This window comes from Actinomycetota bacterium, from assembly GCA_036280995.1.
GTDB lineage: Bacteria > Actinomycetota > CALGFH01 > CALGFH01 > CALGFH01 > CALGFH01.
The window spans coordinates 1-2,140 of sequence record DASUPQ010000377.1; the positions used below are offsets into that span (position 1 = coordinate 1).

General features: G+C 70.1%; 2 protein-coding genes. Both read left to right on the forward strand.

Annotation, left to right across the window (positions count from 1 at the left end; all coding sequences use genetic code 11):
• Nucleotides 1-1,064 (forward strand): polysaccharide biosynthesis tyrosine autokinase (locus VF468_12730; protein HEX5879160.1); only part of this gene is annotated, 1,064 nt, incomplete at its 5' end.
• Nucleotides 1,065-1,408: 344 nt separating this feature from the next.
• The coding region (locus VF468_12735) for a hypothetical protein (GenBank protein ID HEX5879161.1) at nt 1,409-2,140 on the forward strand (732 nt) is incomplete at its 3' end.

The following is a 2,140-nucleotide window of genomic DNA, read 5'->3' on the forward strand; positions in this document are numbered from 1 at the left end:
CCGACTCCGCCGCCCGCCAGGCCGCCCAGATCAAGCTGGCCGGGGCCAACAACCGCCTCGACCAGCTCCTCACCCGGCTCAGCGGCTACCAGTCGCTCGACTTCACCCCGGGCACGGTGATCGCCGCCGCCGACCTGCCGACCACCCCGGCCAGCCCCAACAACCGCCTCGACATCGGCATCGGCCTGCTCGTCGGGCTGTTCCTCGGGGTCGTGCTGGCCTTCGTCCGCGACCGCACCGACGACCGCCTGCGGGGTCGCGAGGACCTGGCCGAGCGCCTCGACCGGCCGGTCCTGGCCAGCATCCCGCCCCTGTCCAAGCGGGTCCGCCAGGAGGGCTCGCTGCGCTGGAAGCGGCGGCACAGGAACAGCCTGGTCACCCTGGAGCAGCCCAACAGCCCGGCCGCCGAGTCCTACCGGACCCTGCGGACCCGGATGGCCCGCCTGGCCAGCCAGCTCGACATCAACTCGGTGATGGTCGTCTCGGCCGGGGTGGGGGAGGGCAAGAGCACCACCGCGGCCAACCTGGCCGTGGTCCTGGCCGAGACCGGCAAGGACGTGCTCCTGGTCTCGGCCGACCTGCGCCGTCCGCGGGTCCACCAGTTCTTCGGCCTTTCCAACCGGACGGGCCTGTCCAACCTGCTCACCGACGGCACCCCGCCCGACAAGCGCAAGCGGCCGACGGCCGACGGCCGGCAGATGGCCCCCGAGCTGTGGTCGGTGGCGCCCAACCTGTGGGTGATCCTGTCGGGGCCGCTGCCGCCGCACCCGTCGGCGCTGATGGACTCCGACGCCATGCGCCAGTTCCTGAAGGAGCAGCGCGACCTGTTCGACTTCATCATCCTCGACTGCCCGCCGGCCCTGGTGGTCGCCGACGCCCTGGCCCTGGCCCCGCTGGCCGACGCGGTCCTGGTCGTGGCCGACGCCAAGGAGAGCGACCGCGACCTGGTCAGCCGGCTCAAGGAGGAGATCGAGCAGGTCGGCGGCAAGCTGGTCGGCGCCGTCCTCAACCGCTCCAAGCAGGCCGGCAAGAGCACCTATTACTACGACACCCAGGAAGACTAGGGCCAGCCGGTCTACCCATCCTTACGTAGTGCGCTCCCTAGTGGGGCGCACTACCCGTTTGGGCCCTTGTCATGGCTACTTCAGATGCGTGGCGAGATTACCTCAACCACCGCATGTATCCAGGTCCCGGCCACGAGATGCTCGCCCTGGTGCTGATGCGCCAGCAGAGCTGGAGTCGGGAGTCGTGACCGGTGCCGCCGCCGCCTGAGCAACACACCCGAATTGGCCTTCCGGCCCGCTCTGCCATCCCGACGGACTACGGCAGACCGGAAAGGACGGGGGACGTGCGGCGGGCCTTGACCGAGACGGTAGGGCTGGAACCACCTTTCCACAGCAGCCTGCTGATGTCCCCGCGGCTGGCCGGCGTCCGCTCCGACATCAGCCGCCAGTACCGCAGCCACTACGTCCTGATGGGCGTCACCGACACCCTGGCGGTGTTCTTCGCCCTGCTGCTGGCCTACCAGCTCCGCTTCGACGAGCTGCTGCCGACCCTCGACTTCTGGCTGCTGCTGCTGACCGTGCCGCTGACCACCCCGGTGGTCTACCTGACCATGCGGCTGTACCGGGTCCACCAGTACTCCACCGCCGAGGAGGTCCGCCGCATCATCGTGGCCATCAGCCTGATCATCTCGGCCACGGTGATGGTGTCGTTCTGGTCCAAGGCCTCCTTCTCCCGCGGCTGGATGCTGCTGTCCTGGGGCCTGGGGCTGGTCCTGGCCCTGTCGGTGCGGCGGCTGTGGCACTGGCGGGTCCGGCGCACCCGCCTCGAAGGCAAGCTCACCTTCCGGACCCTGATCGTCGGCTCCAACATGGAGGCCGAGCGGCTCGCCGCCACCATGCAGACCAAGGAGCTCGGCTTCCTGCCGGTCGGGTTCGTGACCGGCGGCACGGACGAGCTCCGCCTGGAGGACCCGCGGGTGGTCGGGCCGGTGCGCCGCATCCGCGAGCTGATCCGCGAGACCAAGGCCGACTGCCTGTTCGTCGCCTCCAGCGCCGTCACCCCCGAGGACGTCGTCCAGATCATGAAGGCCCGGCGGCTGGAGAACGTCGAGGTCCGCTTCACCGCCAACCTGCCG